This is a genomic window from Georgenia soli, from assembly GCF_002563695.1.
In the GTDB taxonomy this organism is placed as follows: domain Bacteria; phylum Actinomycetota; class Actinomycetes; order Actinomycetales; family Actinomycetaceae; genus Georgenia; species Georgenia soli.
On the sequence record NZ_PDJI01000004.1, the window covers coordinates 3,184,947 to 3,202,317 of the forward strand.

Consider the following 17,371-nt stretch of genomic DNA (forward strand, 5'->3'; position numbering starts at 1 on the left):
GTCATCCTCCGATGGCACTCATGGGTCGCTGCGGCTGCAGGAAGCCGGGGTCGTCGATGCCGTGCCCGGCCTTCTTCCCCCACATGGCCACCCGCCACAGCTCGGCGATCTCGGCGTCCGACGCGCCGGAGCGCACGAGCCCGCGCAGGTCGGTCTCCGTCCGGGAGAACAGGCAGGTGCGCACCTGACCGTCGGCCGTCAGCCGGGTCCGGTCGCAGGCACCGCAGAACGGCTGGGTCACCGAGGCGATGACGCCGACGGTGCCGCCGGGGGTGTCCTCGGTCGGCTCCACCGTCCACCGCTCGGCCGGGGCGGCGCCGCGTTCGCCGGGGTCGTGGGCCGTGAGGGTGAACCGGGTGCGCAGGCGCTCGAGGATCTCGCCCGCGGTGATCATCTCGCCGCGCTTCCACATCTCGGGCGGCCCGAGCGGCATCTGCTCGATGAAGCGCAGCTCGAAGCCGCGGCGCAGCGCGAACGCGAGCAGGTCGGGCGCCTCGGCGTCGTTGAGGCCGCGCATGAGCACGGCGTTGATCTTGACCGGCGTCAGCCCCGCGGCCTCCGAGGCGTCGATGCCGGCGAGGACGTCGGGCAGGCGGTCGCGCCGCACGATGGTCGCGTAGGTCTCCCGGTCCAGGGAGTCCAGCGAGACGTTGACCCGGCGCAGCCCCGCGGCGGCGAGGCCGGCGGCGCGCTTCTCGAGGCCGAGCCCGTTCGTCGTCAACGACGTCTCGGGCACCTCGCCGGTGTCCGTGCGCAGCGCCGTGGTGGCGGCCACGATGTTCTCCAGGCCCTTGCGCAGCAGCGGCTCGCCACCGGTGAAGCGCACCTCCCGGATGCCGAGCCGCTCGACGGCCACCGTGATGAGCCTGACCACCTCGGCGTCGGAGAGCACCTCCGCGGTGGGCAGCCAGTCGAAGCCCTCCGGGGGCATGCAGTACTCGCAGCGGAGGTTGCACCGGTCGGTCAGCGAGACCCGCAGGTCGCGGGCCACGCGCCCGAAGGTGTCCACGAGGTCGTCCGTGGCCTGCCGGGGCGTCGCCGGGCCGGCGGCCGCCGTGCGGGGCGGACCGGGGAGACCGAGATCGACCGATGCCATCTCACCACTGTAGCCATGACCACCCAGGACCTTCGCCCTGACCGGAGGGTCGCGGGCCGGGCGTGCCGCTCAGACCGCGTCGGTGGGGACCCCGAGCCAGGCGTGCCAGCCGTTGTGCAGCACGAGCCAAGCGAGCAGGCCGTAGCCGGCCTGGCCCGGGTGGACGCCGTCGCCGGCGGCGACGTCGGCGTGCCACTGCTCGTGCGTGCGCAGGGGCTCGTGCGTCTCGACGTAGGGCACGTGGCGCCGCTGGCACACGTCGCCGAAGGCGTGGGAGAGCTGGGCGAGCGCGTCGCCGTCGACGTCGGGACGCGGCGGGGGGCCGACGACGAAGCAGCCGACGCGGGAGGCGGCGGCGCCGTCGAGGATGTTGGCCAGGTTGAGCCGTGAGCGGGCGAGCGAGAGCCCCTCGTCGAGGTCCGTGGAGCCCAGGCCGATCACCAGGCGGTTGTCGCTGTGGGCGCCGAAGCGGCGGTGCGCCTCGGTCTCCCACCGCGCGGAGAGTGCGGTGGTGGACTCCCGGGGCACGGCGAGCTGGGAGACGAAGACGGGCTCCTCGGTCGACGTGCGGGCCATCACGCGCCCCACCCAGCCCAGGCCGCGGGCGTCACCCAGCCCGGCGACGAGCTCGTCCCCGATCACGCAGACACGCAGTCCCTCGTCCACACCCTCCCCTTCCGTCGGTGAGCCCCATCCTCTCCCGTCCCGGCGCCCGACCCGTGGACCCGCGCCGGGCCGTGCCGCCCGACCGTGCCGGGCCGTGCCGCCCGGCAGTGCCGTCTGTGCCCGAACGGCCGAGGGGCCGGCCGGACCCGTGGTCCGGCCGGCCCCTCGCGGGTCGGTCACGCGGTGCGCGGAGGCACCGGTCAGCGGGTGAAGGCGCGTTCCATCAGGTCCGCGTTCTCCTCCTTGTGGCGCCTGCCCGACCCGGTCGACGGCGACGCCGCCTCCGGGCGGGAGACGACGCGCAGCTCCCGGCCGCCCAGGGCGTCCCCGAGGTGGTCGGACACGAAGGTCCACGGGCCCTGGTTCTGCGGCTCGTCCTGGACCCACACCAGCTCGGCGTCCGGGAAGACGTCGAGCTCGGCCCGGATCTCCTCCAGCTCCAGCGGGTACAGCTGCTCGAGGCGGACGATCGCGGTGCGCGAGTCGTCGTTCTTGATCCGCTGGGCCGCCAGGTCGTAGTACACCCGGCCGGAGCACAGCAGCACCCGGTCCACCTGGTCCGCGGCGTCCCGCACCCGGGACTCGACCTCGCCGATCACCGGGCGGAAGGTGCCGGTGGTGAACTCCTCCACGGGCGAGGCGGCGGCCTTGAGGCGCAGCAGCTGCTTCGGGGAGAAGACGATCAGCGGCTTGCGGGGCCGGGCGTAGGCCTGGCGGCGCAGCATGTGGAAGTGGTTCGCCGGCGTCGACGGCTGGACCACGACCATGTTGTCCTCCGCGCACATCTGCAGGTAGCGCTCGATGCGGGCGGAGGAGTGGTCCGGCCCCTGGCCCTCGTACCCGTGCGGCAGCAGCAGCACGAGCGAGGAGGACTGGCCCCACTTCTGCTCGGAGGAGGAGATGAACTCGTCGATGACGATCTGGGCGCCGTTGGCGAAGTCGCCGAACTGGGCCTCCCAGAGCACCAGGGCGTCCGGGCGCTCGACGGAGTACCCGTACTCGAAGGCCATGGCCGCGTACTCGCTCAGGGAGGAGTCGTAGACCCAGAACTTCGCCTGGTCCGGCGTGAGGTACATCAGCGGCGTCCACTCGGCGCCCGTGCGGTGGTCGTGCAGGACGGCGTGGCGCTGCACGAACGTGCCGCGGCGCGAGTCCTGCCCGGCGAGCCGCACCGGGGTGCCCTCCATGAGGAGGGAGCCGAAGGCGAGGATCTCGCCGAAGCCCCAGTCGATGCCGCCCTCGCGCGCCATCTTCTCGCGGCGCTCGAGCAGCTGCTTGAGCTTGGGGTGGACGTCGAAGCCCTCCGGCGGGCGCACGTGCGCCTGGCCGACGCGCTCGAGCACCTCCGGCGCCACGGCGGTCTGCCAGCCGACCATGGTGCCGGCGTCCTCGCGCTGGGACTCCGGCAGCTCGAGGCCGGCGACCTGCTCGGCCTCCTCCGGCGGGGTCCAGCCGCCCTCGCGGGTCTCGGTGAAGGCCCGCTCGAGCTCGCGCTGGAAGTCCTTCAGCGCCGCCTCGGCCTGCTCCTCGGTGATGTCCCCGCGCCCGATGAGCGACTCGGTGTAGAGCTTGCGCACCGAGCGCTTGTTCTCGATGAGGGAGTACATCACCGGCTGGGTCATCGAGGGGTCGTCGCCCTCGTTGTGACCGCGGCGGCGGTAGCACACCATGTCGACGATGACGTCCTTGTGGAAGCGCTGGCGGTACTCGAACGCCAGCTCCGCCACGCGCGCCACGGCCTCGGGGTCGTCCCCGTTGACGTGGAACACCGGGATCTGCAGGCCCTTGGCGATGTCCGTCGCGTAGTACGACGAGCGCGAGCTGGACGGGCCGGTGGTGAAGCCGATCTGGTTGTTGACGATCACGTGCACGGTGCCGCCGGTGCGGTAGCCGCGCAGCTGGGAGAGGTTGAGCGTCTCCGTCACCACGCCCTGGCCCGCGAAGGCCGCGTCCCCGTGGATCAGCACCGGCAGGACGGAGAAGCCCTGCTCGCCCAGGTCGATGCGGTCCTGCTTGGCACGGACCACGCCCTCGAGCACGCCGTCGGCCGCCTCGAGGTGCGACGGGTTCGCCGCGAGGTAGACCTTGGTGGTCTCTCCCTCGGGGGCGGTGAACTCACCGACGGTGCCGAGGTGGTACTTCACGTCCCCGGAGCCCTGGACGGTGCGCTCGTCCTGGTTGCCCTCGAACTCGGAGAAGATCTGCCCGTAGGACTTCCCGGCGATGTTGGCCAGGACGTTGAGACGGCCGCGGTGCGCCATGGCGATGCCCACCTCGTCCAGGCCCTCCTGGGCGGCGCCCGTCAGGAGCGTGTCCAGCAGCGGGATGAGGGACTCCCCGCCCTCGAGGGAGAAGCGCTTCTGCCCGACGTACTTCGTCTGCAGGAAGGTCTCGAACGCCTCCGCCTCGTTGAGCTTGCGCAGGATCCGCAGCTGCTGCTCGCGGTTCGGCTTCGCGTACGGCGTCTCGAGCCGCTCCTGGAACCAGGTGCGCTGCGCGCGGTCGGCGATGTGCATGTACTCGACGCCGATCGTGCGGCAGTACGAGTCCCGCAGCTGGCCGAGGATGTCGCGCAGGGTCATCCGACCGGACTTGCCGAAGCCGCCGGTGGGGAAGCTGCGCTCGAGGTCCCACAGCGTGAGCCCGTAGTTGGTGATGTCGAGGTCCGGGTGCCGGCGCTGGCGGTAGGCCAGCGGGTCCGTGTCGGCCATGAGGTGGCCGCGCGAACGGTAGGCGTGGATGAGCTCGGCGATCCGGGCGGGCTTGCCCATCTCGAGCTCGGGGTCGTACTCGACGTCCTTCATCCACCGCACGGGCTCGTACGGCACGCGCAGGGCGGAGAAGACCCTGTCGTAGAAGCCGTCGGCGCCGATCAGCTTGTTGTGGATGATCTTGAGGAACTCGCCGGAGGCGGCGCCCTGGATGATCCGGTGGTCGTAGGTGGACGTCAGGGTCAGGACCTTCGAGACGCCCATCCGTGCGAGGGTCTTGGCGGAGGAGCCGGCGAACTCCGCCGGGTAGTCCATCGCGCCGACGCCGATGATGGTGCCCTGCCCCTTCATCAGGCGCGGGATCGAGTGGACGGTCCCGATGCCGCCCGGGTTGGTCAGCGTGATGGTGGTGCCGGCGTAGTCCTCGAGCGTCAGCTTGTTGTTGCGCGCCTTGCGCACGAGGTCCTCGTACGCCGCCCAGAACTGGGCGAAGTCCATCTCGTCGGCCTTCTTCACCGACGGCACCACCAGGCTGCGGGTGCCGTCCGGCTTGGGCAGGTCGATGGCCAGACCGAAGTTGACGTGGGCCGGCTGGAAGACGCCCGGCTTGCCGTCCTCGGTCTGCGTGTACGAGTAGTTCATGTCCGGCATGTCCGACAGCGCCTCGACCATGGCGAAGCCGATGAGGTGCGTGAAGGAGATCTTGCCCCCGCGGCTGCGCGAGAGGTGGCTGTTGATGACGATGCGGTTGTCGACCATCACCTTGGCCGGGACCGCGCGCACGGACGTCGCGACCGGCACCTCGAGGCTGGCCTCCATGTTGGTGACGGTGCGCGCCGCGACGCCGCGGAGCTTGAGGGTCTCGTCCTCGGCGTCGGCCGGGGCCTCCTCGCCCTGGGCGGCCGCGCGGGCGGCGTAGGGCGACGACGGCGGCTGGGCGGCCACCGGGGGAGCGGGCGGGAGGTCGCCGCGCAGCTCGTCGGTGGCGGGCTGCTCGCTGCGCGGGTCGACGCGCGTGACGGCGCTGGGCCGGGACGCCGGGGCCGCGGCCGCGGTCGCCGCGTCCGCGGCGGACGTTGCGGCGCCTCCGCGGGCGGGGGGCGTGGCGGCCCCCTCCTCGGCGGTGGTGCGCCCCGCCGGGGCGGCTGGAGCCGGGGCGGGGCCGGAGCCGTTCGCCCCGCCACCCTCGTAGCCCTCGAAGAAGTCCCACCAGGCGGGGTCGACCGACTGCTTGTTCTGGCGGTACTTCTCGTACAGCTCCTCGATGAGCCACTCGTTGGCGCCGAAGGCGGCCATGGGGTCGTGGTGTTCCTGCGTGGACACTCGGAAATCGCCCTCTTCCAGGGGTGTGACGAAGATCCCTTCAACCCTATGCGGTCGTGGCCGACAGTCGCGATCCACCCGGCGCCGGAGGGCCGAAAATCACACCCGCGAGCCCGGTCGGCACGCGCGCCGACCAAGCACGGGTCAAGGAGGCGTCACCAGAGCTTAGGACCAAGGGCCTGGTCAGTGCCGGACCGGGCCGTCGCCACGTCCGCCGCCGTCCGCGGTGGACGGCGCGGGCGCCGCTCGTACAATCGACCCACCATGCGACGATCCCGCCGCGGTCGACATCCCGCCGACCCTCCTGAACGCAGCCCGAGACCCGCACCTGCCAGGCGGAGGGGCGCGTGCTGACGGACTGGCTCCTCGTCCTTCTCGGCGTCGTCCTGACGGCCGGCACGTTCGTCTTCGTCGCCGCGGAGTTCTCTCTCGTCGCCCTCGACCCCGGTACGGTCGACCGCCGGGTGGCGGCCGGCGACCGCCGGGCCGCGGCCGTGAGCCGGGCGCTCAAGCACCTGTCGCTGGAGCTCTCCAGCGCCCAGGTCGGCATCACGGCCACCACGATCCTCCTCGGCTACACCACCCAGGCGGCCCTCGCGGAGCTGCTCACCGGGCCCCTCGGCTCCGCCGGGCTCGCCGAGGCGGCCGCCGCGCCGGCCGCCGTCGTCCTGTCCCTCCTCCTCGTCAACACGTTCTCGATGGTCTTCGGCGAGCTCGTGCCGAAGAACCTCGCGCTCGCCGACCCGCTGGCGACCGCAGGGTTCGTCGCCCCCGTGCAGGGCGTCTTCACCCGGGCGCTCCGTCCGGTCATCACCGGCCTGAACGAGTCCGCGAACTGGATCATCCGCCGCTTCGGCATCGAGCCCGCCGACGAGCTCTCCGGCGGGCGCTCGGCCTCGGAGCTGGCCGCCCTCGTGCGCCGCTCCGCGGAGCACGGCACCCTCGACGTCTCGACGGCGACCCTGCTCACCAGGTCGATCGGGCTGGGCGCGCTCACCGCCGTCGACGTCATGACGGACCGGGGCCGGATCCACACCCTGACCCGGGAGGAGACGGCCGCCGACGTGGTCGACCTCGCCCGGGCCACCGGGCACTCGCGCTTCCCGGTCATCGGGGACGACAACGACGACATCGTCGGGCTGGTGCACCTGCGCCGCGCCATCGCCGTGCCGTACGACCGGCGGGCGGAGGTACCGGTCTCCTCCTCCTCGCTCATGGTCGACGCCCCCCGGGTGCCCGAGACGCTGGCGCTGGCCCCGCTGCTGGTGCAGCTGCGCGACGAGGGCCTGCAGATGGCGGTGGTCGTGGACGAGTACGGCGGCACCTCGGGCGTGGTCACGCTCGAGGACGTCGTCGAGGAGCTCGTCGGGGACGTCGCCGACGAGCACGACCGCCGTCGGTCCGGCGCCCATGCCGGGCCGGGCGGGTCATGGGTGGTCCCCGGCGTCATGCGCCCCGACGAGCTCGCGCACCAGGCCGACCTGTACGTCCCCGACGACGGTCCCTACGAGACCCTGGGCGGCCTCGTCATGGACCGGCTGGGCCGCATCCCGCGGGTCGGCGACGAGGTCAGGGTCGAGGACGTCGTGCTGCACGTGGAGCAGATGGACGGCCGGAGGGTCGACCGCCTGCGGGTGTGGGGCCTGCCCGAGGAGGCCGCATGAGCACCGGCACGGCTCTCCTCGTGGGCGTGGTGCTGCTCGCGCTGAACGCCTTCTTCGTCGGCGCCGAGTTCGCGGTGATGTCCGCACGGCGCTCGCGCATCGAGCCGCTCGCCGAGCAGGGGTCGCGCTCCGCGCGGACGGTGCTCTACGCGATGGAGCACGTCACGCTCATGCTGGCGTGCGCCCAGCTCGGCGTCACCGTGTGCTCGACCAGCCTCGGCGTGGTGGCCGAGCCGGCCGTGGCACGCCTCGTCGAGGGGCCGATGGTGGCCGCCGGGCTGCCGGCGGAGGCGAGCCACGTCGTCGGCTTCACGGTCGCGATCGCCCTGGTCGTCTACCTCCACGTCGTCGTCGGGGAGATGGTCCCGAAGAACCTCTCCGTGACGTCGCCGGAGCGGGCCGCCATGCTGCTCGCGCCCCCGCTGGTGCTGCTGTCCAAGGTGCTGCACCCGGTGATCGCCGCGCTGAACTGGATCGCCAACGCGATGCTGCGGGTGCTGGGCGTGGAGCCCAAGGACGAGGTGACGTCGGCGTTCACGGCGGAGGAGGTGGCCTCCATCGTGCAGCGCTCCCAGGCGGAGGGTGTGCTGAGTGACGACCTCGGCCTCCTCACCGGTGCGATCGAGTTCTCGGAGGAGACGGCGGAGCAGGTCATGGTCCCGCTGTCCGAGCTCGTCTCCCTGCCCGTGGGGTGCACCCCCGAGGACGTCGAGCGCGAGGTCGCCCGCACCGGCTTCTCGCGGTTCCCGCTCGTGGCCACGGACGGCTCGCTGACGGGCTACCTGCACGTCAAGGACGTGCTCTACGCCGACGGCGAGGGGCGGCAGCGGCCCGTCCCGGCCTGGCGCACCCGGGCGCTCGCGTCCGTGGTGCCGGGCGACGAGGTCGAGGACGTGCTCGCCGTGATGCAGCGCACCGGCGCCCACCTCGCCCGCGTCGTCCAGGAGTCCGGGCCGGAGACGGACGAGGACATCGGCGTCGTCTTCCTCGAGGACATCCTCGAGGAGCTCGTCGGCGAGGTCCGCGACTCGATGCAGCGCGCCGAGCGCCGCTGAGAGGCCGGCGTGACCCATGCCTCCTCCGCGGGGTATTGGACCGGCGGGGACCCGTTCGTTATTGTTCCGTGACGCACCGTAATCAGGGCGTGACAGATCGCGGTTCACAACGACCTCCAGCGGGTCGTACCACTCCACCCTCCGGAGGTTGCTCGATGTCGGAAAGTGCTGTGCCCGGACACCCGGCACCACTGACCCGACGACAGATCCGTGAGGCCGAGCGTGCACGCGAGGCGGCCGAGGCCGCGGAGCGCGAGCGCCAGTCGGCCGAGCAGACCCGTCGCGCGGCCGAGGAGCCCGGTCAGTCGGCCGGGCAGACCCGTGACGCGGCGCGTGCCGAGGCCCGCGAGCCGGAGACCGCCCAGACCCTGCGCCGGGACCTGCGCGCCGCAGCGCCCGCGGCCGGCCCGACTGCGGGAGCCGCCCCGGCACCGGCCGAGGCGCCGGCCCTGACCTCTCCGACGCCGGCCCCGAGCGCCGGGACGCCGGCCGGGGCCTGGCCAGGCCGTTCGCAGGAGGCCGCCCTGGCCCTCGGGGCCGCTCTGACCTCCGAGGTCCCGGCGGCGGTGACCGCCACCTCGTCGCGCCGGGACACCACCGACACGGAGGTCCTGCCCACGCAGGAGCGCCTGCTCTCGCGTCGCGACCTCCGTCACGCCTCCGGGTCGGAGCCGACCCGCCGGCCCGTCCAGCGCGCACCCCGGGCCACCGCAAGCAGCGCGCACGGGCGCTCCTGGGCGCCGCGGGCCGCGGTGCTGGGTGCCATGGGCACGCTGACCATCGTCGCCCCGCTGACCGGCTTCGCGGCACCCGACGCCGAGAGGGCCGAGGCCGCCGCCGTCGTCACGCCCGAGACGAGCATCCTTGACGTGCTGGAGCCAGCGGCGGCCGCCGCCGTGGCCCCCGTGCCCGCGAGCCTGCTGAAGGACCCGGCGGCCTCGAGCCGCGCGACGGTGCTGCAGACCTCCCGCGCCGCCGACCGCAACGCCCTGACCTGCGCGCCGCTCGACGGTGCCAGCGGGGCCCGTGCGGCCGTCACCGAGCGCACGGAGCAGCTGGTGCGCCCGGTCGCCGACGGCACCTACCGCAACTCCTCCCACTACGGGAACCGCTCGCACCCGCTCTCCGGTGCGTACGGGTTCCACACGGGCACCGACTACGCCGCCCCGCTGGGCACGCCGATCTACGCCATCGCGAACGGCACCGTCGAGTACGTCGGCATGGGCAAGGACGGGCGCTCGAGCATGCTCGTGATCCTGCGTCACGAGATCGCCGGGCAGACCGTCTACAGCTGGTACGTCCACATGTACAAGGACGGCATCCACGTCACGGAGGGCCAGGACGTCACGGCGGGCGACGTCATCGCCGAGGTGGGCAACAACGGCAACTCCACCGGGCCGCACCTGCACTTCGAGATCCACCTCGACGACCAGGGCACCACGACCGACCCGCTGCCGTGGCTCGAGAAACAGGGCGCCGTCGAGGTCTCGGCGGTCTGCTGAGTCTTCCGCCGCCGCGCTGACGGGGCCGTCGCCGCTGACGGGACCGCCGCACGAGGCGGACCGTCCGATGGTTGCGCGCCGTCGTCCTCACCGCGACGGTTCGCCGCGCACGGGGCCACCACTCGCGCCCCGAGTCACCCGGGGCTCGGCCCGAGTCGCCCGGGCCCACGGGACCTACCGCCCGGGGCGGTGCTGACGGACGCCGTCCCGGGGCTGACGGGGCCGTACCAGGCCCTGACACCGGCGCGCAAGGGACCTATCACCCGTGACGGTGGTGACGGACGCCACACCAGGCGTGTGGTTTGTGGCCGGGGCCCACATGGTTGCCCCGCGCCGCCCTTCCTAACGTTCACTGCACCGCGCTTGCGGCAACGGAGCCACCGGAGGGGCAGCGTGACGACAGCACAGGGGATCGCCCTGCAGACCAAGGGTCTGACGAAGGACTTCCGCGGCTTCCGGGCCGTCCACGGCGTCGACCTGACCGTGGCGGCCGGCGGCGTGCATGCGCTCGTCGGCCCGAACGGGGCCGGGAAGACCACCCTGTTCAACCTGCTCAGCGGATTCCTCGTCCCCACGGCGGGCACCATCTCGGTCAACGGTGAGGACGTCACGGGTCTGCAGCCCGAGCAGATCGCCCACAAGGGCGTGGCCCGGTCCTTCCAGATCACCAGCCTCTTCGAGAACCTGGACCCGCGCGAGCACGTCGAGCTGGCCCTGCAGAGCCGCACCACGACGGGCCGGAAGTTCTGGCGGTCGGACCGGCTGATGCGCCAGTTCCGGCCGCGCGCGGACGAGCTCCTCGAGGAGGTCGGCCTCACGCACCTCGCCACCAAGCCGGCCGGTGAGCTGGCGTACGGCCAGAAGCGCGCCCTCGAGATGGCCCTCGTGCTCGCCCTGGACCCGAAGATCATGCTGCTGGACGAGCCGACGGCGGGCATGGGCATCGAGGACGTCACGCGCACGATCGACCTCGTCAGGAAGATCGCCGTCGGCCGCACCGTCGTCTTCGTCGACCACAACATGCACGTCGTCGGCAGCCTCGCCGACCGGGTCACGGTCCTCCAGCAGGGCCGCGTCCTCGCCGAGGGCAGCTACGAGGAGGTCCGCACCGACCCCCGCGTGATCACCGCCTACCTGGGGGAGTCCGCCCATGCTTGAGATCCGCAACCTCAGCGCCTGGTACGGCGAGGCCCGGGCGCTCGACGAGGTCAGCCTGGACGTGGCGGCCGGGGAGGTCGTCACCCTGGTCGGTCGCAACGGTGCCGGCAAGACGACGCTGCTGCGCTCCGTGATGGGGCTGCACCGCCACGCCAGCGGGCAGGTCACCCTCGACGGCACCGACGTCATGCGCGTGCCGGTCCACCGCCGCGCCCGGCTGGGGATGGGCTGGGTCCAGGACGACCGCGGCATCTACTCCTCGCTGTCGGTGGAGGAGAACCTGCTGCTGGCCCCCGTGGTGTCGGAGAAGGCGTGGCCGCTGGCGCGCGTGTACGAGACCTTCCCGGTGCTCGCCGACCGCCGCCGGGCCGCCGGCACGACGCTCTCCGGCGGCGAGCAGCAGATGCTGGCGATCGCCCGGGTCCTGCGCACCGGAGCGAGGCTGCTCCTGCTCGACGAGCCCACCGAGGGGCTCGCCCCCGTCATCGTCGCGGCCATCGGCGACATCGTGCGCGAGGTGAAGGCCACCGGCGTCACCGTCCTCCTCATCGAGCAGAACGTGAAGTTCGCCGCGACGGTCGCCGACCGTCACTACCTGCTCTCCCAGGGGCGCATCGTCGAGCACCTGGACAACACGGAGTTCGTCGCACGCGAGCACGACCTGCTCGAGCACCTCGGCGTCTGAGGCCCTCTCTCACCGCCCCACGTCACCCACCAGTCGATCCACCCTGCCCACCGACTCGACCCCACCCAGGAACGAAGGAGTTCTTCAGATGACCAAGAAGCTTGCCGGCGGCGCGGCCGCCGTGATGTCCGGGGCGCTCCTGCTCGGCGCGTGCGCCGGGGGAGGGCCTGCCGGCGCCGAGGGTGCCTTCACCGACGACAAGATCGTCATCGGTGTGCTCAACGACCAGTCCGGCGTCTACAAGGACCTGTCCGGGCCGAACAGCGTGAAGGCCGTGGAGATGGCCGTGGCCGACTACCTCGAGAAGTACGGCGACGACGCCGTCGTCACCGAGGAGCAGATCGAGGTCATCACCGCCGACCACCAGAACGAGCCGGACGTCGCCAACACCAAGGCCCAGGAGATGTACGACCGCAAGGGTGCGGACATCATCCTCGACGTCCCCGCCTCCTCGGCGGCCCTCGCCGTGGCGAGCCAGGCCGACCAGAAGAAGAAGCTGCACTTCAACATCGGGGCCGCCACCACCGAGCTGACCGGCGCCCAGTGCAGCCCGTACGTCTTCCACTGGGCGTACGACACCTACATGCTCGCCAACGGCACGGGGAGGACGGTGACGGAGAACGGCGGCAAGGACTGGCAGATCATCTACCCGGACTACGCCTTCGGCCAGGACATGGAGAAGTCCTTCACCGAGGCGATCGACGAGGCCGGCGGCACGGTGAGCGGCTCGATCGCGACCCCGTTCCCGAACGACAACTTCTCGACCTTCCTGACGAAGGCGGCCTCCGGCCAGCCGGACGTCATCGGCACCATGCAGGCCGGCGGCGACCTCATCAACCTCGTCAAGCAGTACAACGAGGCCGGGCTGCGCGACCAGGGCATCAGCCTCGCCGTCGGCCTGATGTTCATCACCGACATCCACTCCCTCGGCGTCGACCAGTTCGAGGGCACCACCTTCACCGACGCCTGGTACTGGGACATGGACGAGGAGTCCCGGGCCTGGGCCGACCGGTTCCTCGAGGAGACCGGGAGCCGGCCCTCCTTCGCCCACGCCGGCAACTACTCCGCCGCGCTGCAGTACCTCGAGGCCGTCCAGGCCACCGAGACCGACGACGCCGACAAGGTCGTCGAGAACCTCGACGGCAAGGAGGTCGAGGACGTCTTCCTGCGCAACGGCAAGATCCGCGCGGAGGACCACCGGGTGATCCACGACGTCTACCTCGCCGAGGTGAAGGCGCCCGACGAGGTGAGCGAGGAGTGGGACTACCAGAACATCCTCAACACCATCCCCGCCGAGGAGGCCTTCCAGCCGGTCGACGAGGCCGGCTGCGAGATGGGCTGACCCCCAGCCACCACGGTGCGCCGGGTGCCCTCGTGGCACCCGGCGCTCCCCGGACGAGAAGGGACGGGCGATGAACGATTTCCTGCAGTACACGATCCAGGGCCTGGCCGCGGGCAGCTTCTACGCGATCGCGGCCCTCGGGCTGGCGGTCATCTTCGGCGTGCTCGGCGTGGTCAACTTCGCCCACGGCGCCTGCTACATGCTGGGGGCGGTCGTCGCAGCCGTCCTCCTCGACGTGACCGGCCTGAACTTCTGGTGGGCGCTCCTCGTGGTGCCCCTCCTGCTCTTCGGCTTCGGCGTGGTCGTCGAGCGGCTGTTCGTCCAGTGGCTGCTGCGCCTGGAGCCGCTGTACAACTTCCTGCTCACCTTCGGTCTGTCGCTCTTCCTGGTGGACCTGGTCAAGCGCCGCTACGGCGTCTCCGGCCTGCCGTACGAGCGGCCCGAGATCCTCACCGGCCAGCTGACGCTCGGCGCGCTGCGCCTCCCGACGTACCAGGTGTTCGTCTTCCTCTTCTCCGTCCTGGTGTGCCTCGCGGTGTGGCTCGTGATGACCCGCACGCGGGTGGGCATGATCGTCCGGGCCGCCACCGAGCGGCCCGACGTCGCCAGGGCGCTGGGCGTCAACGTCGGCCGGTGGGTCACCCCGGTGTTCGGCTTCGGGATCGCCCTCGCCGGGCTGGCGGGCGTGCTGGCCGCGCCCTTCCGCGCGATCACGGCGGACATGGGGTCGAGCTTCATCATCATCCTGTTCGCCGTCGTCGTCATCGGCGGCCTCGGGTCCATCGTGGGCGCCGTGGTCGCGGGGTTCCTGGTGGGTCTCGTCGAGGCGTTCGGCCAGGCGTACGCGCAGAACTTCTCTCAGATCGTCATCTTCGTGCTCATGGCCGTCGTCGTGCTGCTGCGCCCGGCCGGGCTGTTCGGACGGGAGGAACGGGCATGAGCTCGACACCGCAGACGCTGCTCGAGGAGCGGGCCGCCAGCCGGACCGCCCCCGCCCGCCTCGCCCGCCGGTCGCTGAGGACGTGGGGCCTGCTCGCCGTCGGACTCGTCGCCGCGCTGGCGCTGCCGTGGGTCATCTACCCGCCGGTGGCCATGGACATCGCCTGCTGGGCGTTGTTCGCCGTCGCGCTCGACATCCTGCTCGGCTACACCGGCCTGCTCTCCTTCGGCCACGCCGCCTACTGGGGCGGATCGGCGTACGTGACGGGTCTGGTCGCCGTGCACCTGGGGGTGCCGTTCCCGCTGGCGGTGCTCGCCGGCGCCGTGGCGGCCATGCTCATCGCCCTGCCGGTCGGCTACCTCTCCGTGCGGCGCGCGGGGATCTACTTCGCCATGGTCACCCTGGCGTTCGCACAGATGATCTTCTTCCTCGCCAACCAGTGGCGCGACGTCACGGGCGGGGAGAACGGGCTGCAGTCCGTGCCCAAGACGTTCTTCGGCATCACCGCGGTGGAGACCGACTCCTTCTACTTCTACTACGCGGCGCTGCCGATCATCGTCCTGGGGATGTGGATGGCCTGGCGGATCGTGCACTCCCCGTTCGGGCGCGTGCTGGTCTCCATCCGCGACAACGTCCCGCGGGCCCGCGCGCTCGGCTACGACGTCGAGAAGTACAAGATCGCCGCCTTCGTCCTCTCCGCGGGGCTGGCCGGACTGGCCGGCGGGCTCTTCGCCATCAGCCACGGGTTCGTCTCGCTGCAGGAGGTCAACTGGACCACCTCCGGCAAGGTCGTGCTCATCACCGTGCTGGGCGGCATCGGCACGCTGTGGGGCGGCATCGTCGGCGCGGCGATCATCGTCATCCTCGAGGACCAGCTCGCCTCCTCGGGCTTCGAGGGCATCGGCATCATCACCGGGTCCGTCTTCGTCATCGTCGTGCTGCTCTTCCGGCGCGGTGTCTGGGGCACCGCGCTCCACGCGTTCCGCGGCCGGCGCGGCAGGCGCGGCCGGCGCGCGGAGGAGGGGGCGGCAGGGGCCTCCGGGGCCGGGGGAGACGCCCCCGAGCCGCGCGCCGCCGCAGACCGACCCGGACTGTCCGACGCAGAGGTGGTGCCCTGACCCCCTCGGTCGGACCACCGTCGGCCGACGGCGAGCGCCGGTCCCCCTGCGGGAACGGCGCTCCGCCGTGTCCGGACAGGCACGTCCGGACGAGCTGGTCCGGACACGGCGGTGCGTGAGGGTGAGGTGCGTGAGGGTGAGGGCCGTGACGGTGAGGGCCGTGACGGTGCGGGCGGGCGGCGGGCGGGTCAGTCGCCGAGCAGGGCGTGCAGACGCAGCGCCAGCTGGACCTCGAGCTGTCGTTCCGGGGCGTTCCACCCCTCACCGAGCAGGTTCGTGATCCGCTCGAGGCGCTGGGTGACGGTGTTGGCGTGGACGTGCAGGGCCGAGCCCGTCCGGCTCAGGTTCCCGCCCTGGGCGAAGTAGGTGCGCAGCGTCCCCACGAGCGCGGTGCCGCGCTGTGCGTCGTAGTCGAGCACCGGCCCGAGCACCGAGGCCACGTAGGCGGGCACGTCGCGGTCCTCGCCGAGCAGCAGGCCCACGAAGCCCAGGTCCTCCACCCCGGCCACCTCGCCGCGGCGGCCGAGCACGAGCAGCGTCTGCAGGCAGCGGGCCGCCTCGGCGCGCGCCGAGGCGATCTCGGCCGGCCCGCGCGCCGGCCCGGCCGTCCCCGCGGTGACCGGCTGGCCCGTCGCCCGGCGCAGCTCCGCGCTGACCGTCCGGGCCGCCTCCCGCGGGTCCGTACGGGGCAGGATGAGGACGAGGTGCCCCTCCTGGAGCGTGGACAGGCCGCCGTGCCCGCCCGCCAGGAACGCCGCCGCCTGCACCGCCCGGGAGCGGTCGCCGACCACCTCCGTGACGACGACCGCGTGCGGCGCGTCGAGGTCCGCCCCGGCGAGGCGGGCGCGCTCGCGCAACCCCTGCGGGTCCCGCCCGAGCAGGACGTCGTCGAGCAGCTCGCCGCGCAGCCGTTCCTCGGCGGCCGCGACCGAGCGGCGGAAGAGCAGCTGCAGCGCGGTCACCAGCGCCGCCCGCTCGAGGATGCGGCGGTCCGCCTCGTCGAGCGGTTCGTCCCGGAGCAGCACCAGCGCGCCGAGCGTCTCCCCGCCCGCGAGCACCGGGGCGGCGACGACCCCCTCGCCGGTCCTCGTGCGGCTCGTGGTCACGGCGACCCGCGCGACCTCGGCGTGGCGCTCGCAGACCGCCGCCGGGGTGGCCTCGTCGGTCCCGGACAGGGGTGTGCCGTCCTGCCCCACCGTGACGACGTCGCCGCCCAGGACCTCGCCGACCTCGCGCGCGACGTCGTCGACGCTCCCGCCCTGCAGGACCAGCTCGAGGAGCCGGTCGTGGGCGTCGGCGGCGCGCTCGACGCTGGTGGTGCGCTCCCGCAGCTCCTCGCTGGCGACCCGGAGGTCGTCGAGCGCCAGCTGGGTCTCGCTGAGCAGCCGGGCGTTGTCGAGGGCGATCGCCGCGTGGGCGGCGAAGGAGCTGAGGAGGGCGATGTCGGAGCGGCCGAACGGCCGGACCGTCCGGTTGGCCGCGTACAGCACCCCGATCACGCGCCGGCCCAGCAGGAGCGGGACCCCGACGATCGAGGTGATGCCCTCGTCCGCGACGGCGGAGTCGATGCCGTCGGTGTGATTGAACCGCTCGTCCTGGAAGTAGGTGGCCGACGCGTACGGCGTGGCGGTCTGGGCGACGAGGCCGCCGAGGCCGGCCCCCATCGGCAGGCGCACGGCGCGGAAGAGGTCGGAGGAGCAGCCGACCGTCACCCGCATGTAGGTGTCGCCCGCCTCCTCGTCGTTGAGGGACAGGTAGGCGACGTCGCTGCCGAGCAGCTGCCGCGAGCGCCGCACGATAGCCTCGAGGACGGCGTCGACGTCGGTCAGCGAGGCGAGGTCGCTGGCCGTCTCGAACAGGGCGGTGAGCTCCGTCTCGCGGCGCCGGCGCGACTCCAGCACGCTCCGCACCTGCAGGGCGAGCGTCTTGGCGCGTTCCAGGCGCTCGACGGTCTCCGCGTCGGCGCCCGCGGTGCGGGCCGCGAGCAGCGGTCCCTCGAACTCGACCGGCGAGGCGTCGCGCGCCAGCAGCTCCAGATACTCCGTGCCTCTCACGCCCGCCATTGTGGCCGACGGCGGTCGGGAGGCGGGCCGGACCGGACGCGTGCCGCC

The 17,371-nt window shown here is 72.6% G+C and carries 12 protein-coding genes; 8 read left to right on the forward strand and 4 right to left on the reverse strand.

Translation table 11 applies throughout. From position 1 onward, the window contains the following. Nucleotide 1: 1 nt before the first annotated feature. From moaA to ATJ97_RS15750, 3 genes are all read right to left on the reverse strand, one after another. Nucleotides 2–1,096: a GTP 3',8-cyclase MoaA gene (gene moaA / locus ATJ97_RS15740; RefSeq protein ID WP_098484542.1), complete on the reverse strand. Its 1,095-nt coding sequence runs from the start codon at nt 1,094–1,096 to the stop codon at nt 2–4. A gap of 69 nt (nt 1,097–1,165) precedes the next feature. Further along, entirely contained in the window at nt 1,166–1,762 is a 597-nt protein-coding gene (locus ATJ97_RS15745; protein WP_098484543.1) for a GDSL-type esterase/lipase family protein, read from the reverse strand. A gap of 200 nt (nt 1,763–1,962) precedes the next feature. Beyond that, complete coding sequence (locus ATJ97_RS15750) at nt 1,963–5,796, reverse strand: multifunctional oxoglutarate decarboxylase/oxoglutarate dehydrogenase thiamine pyrophosphate-binding subunit/dihydrolipoyllysine-residue succinyltransferase subunit (protein ID WP_098484544.1); 3,834 nt, start codon at nt 5,794–5,796, stop codon at nt 1,963–1,965. A 350-nt stretch (nt 5,797–6,146) separates the two neighbouring features. On the opposite strand from ATJ97_RS15750, the gene ATJ97_RS15755 reads away from it, so the two are divergent. The 8 genes from ATJ97_RS15755 to ATJ97_RS15790 all read left to right on the forward strand — a co-directional run bounded on the left by ATJ97_RS15755 (nt 6,147) and on the right by ATJ97_RS15790 (nt 15,260). Continuing rightward, a complete protein-coding gene (locus tag ATJ97_RS15755; protein WP_098485537.1) occupies nt 6,147–7,460 on the forward strand; it encodes a hemolysin family protein in 1,314 nt (437 codons plus the stop codon). Beyond that, on the forward strand, nt 7,457–8,515 hold the full coding sequence (locus tag ATJ97_RS15760) for a hemolysin family protein (RefSeq protein WP_098484545.1): 1,059 nt from the start codon (nt 7,457–7,459) through the stop codon (nt 8,513–8,515). Before ATJ97_RS15755 ends, ATJ97_RS15760 begins: the two co-directional genes overlap by 4 nt. A gap of 155 nt (nt 8,516–8,670) precedes the next feature. Continuing rightward, nucleotides 8,671–10,017: a M23 family metallopeptidase gene (locus ATJ97_RS15765; protein WP_098484546.1), complete on the forward strand. Its 1,347-nt coding sequence runs from the start codon at nt 8,671–8,673 to the stop codon at nt 10,015–10,017. A gap of 393 nt (nt 10,018–10,410) precedes the next feature. Then, a complete protein-coding gene (locus ATJ97_RS15770; RefSeq protein ID WP_098484547.1) occupies nt 10,411–11,175 on the forward strand; it encodes an ABC transporter ATP-binding protein in 765 nt (254 codons plus the stop codon). Further along, nucleotides 11,168–11,860 carry an ABC transporter ATP-binding protein gene (locus tag ATJ97_RS15775; protein WP_098484548.1) on the forward strand — a complete coding sequence of 231 codons (693 nt, stop codon included), beginning with the start codon at nt 11,168–11,170 and terminating at the stop codon, nt 11,858–11,860. Before ATJ97_RS15770 ends, ATJ97_RS15775 begins: the two co-directional genes overlap by 8 nt. Nucleotides 11,861–11,984: 124 nt before the next feature. After that, nucleotides 11,985–13,202: an ABC transporter substrate-binding protein gene (locus ATJ97_RS15780; RefSeq protein ID WP_483866857.1), complete on the forward strand. Its 1,218-nt coding sequence runs from the start codon at nt 11,985–11,987 to the stop codon at nt 13,200–13,202. Nucleotides 13,203–13,272: 70 nt separating this feature from the next. After that, complete coding sequence (locus ATJ97_RS15785; protein ID WP_098484550.1) at nt 13,273–14,142, forward strand: branched-chain amino acid ABC transporter permease; 870 nt, start codon at nt 13,273–13,275, stop codon at nt 14,140–14,142. Beyond that, nucleotides 14,139–15,260: a branched-chain amino acid ABC transporter permease gene (locus ATJ97_RS15790; protein WP_098484551.1), complete on the forward strand. Its 1,122-nt coding sequence runs from the start codon at nt 14,139–14,141 to the stop codon at nt 15,258–15,260. The genes ATJ97_RS15785 and ATJ97_RS15790 overlap by 4 nt, the downstream gene beginning before the upstream one ends. Before the next feature lie 188 nt (nt 15,261–15,448). Here the strand turns inward: ATJ97_RS15790 and ATJ97_RS15795 are convergent, their stop codons facing one another. After that, nucleotides 15,449–17,323, reverse strand: coding sequence for a helix-turn-helix domain-containing protein (locus ATJ97_RS15795; protein ID WP_098484552.1), 1,875 nt, complete (start codon nt 17,321–17,323; stop codon nt 15,449–15,451). Between the last annotated feature and the right edge of the window lie 48 nt (nt 17,324–17,371).